Origin of the sequence: Thermalbibacter longus (assembly GCF_023806485.1) — a bacterium.
Taxonomy (GTDB): domain Bacteria; phylum Chloroflexota; class Chloroflexia; order Thermomicrobiales; family Thermomicrobiaceae; genus Thermalbibacter; species Thermalbibacter longus.
In genome coordinates, this window is sequence record NZ_JAMSLR010000072.1 from 1 (window position 1) to 231 (window position 231).

A 231-nucleotide genomic window follows, 5' to 3' on the forward strand; every position below is an offset into this window, starting at 1 on the left:
CCAACCCGACCTTCCGCGGCAACCTGCTGGTCACCGAGGGCACGCGCGCCGGCGTGGCGGTGTTGCAGCAGCCCGAGGGCGTGGTGCTGCAGGAGTTGCCGTTCGAGGTCGAGCTGAAGAAGTTCATCGTCGAGTACTACGACACCGGCATGCCGCGGCTGTTTGCCAGCGACATCGTCATCCACGACCGTTACACCGGCGAGGCGCGTCCGGCGCGGGTGGAGGTCAACC

At 67.5% G+C, this 231-nt stretch carries 1 protein-coding gene; it reads left to right on the forward strand.

Going from position 1 to position 231, the window contains the following annotated elements:
- The coding region (locus NET02_RS16495; protein WP_284058523.1) for a cytochrome c biogenesis ResB family protein at positions 1-231 on the forward strand (231 nt) is incomplete at both ends.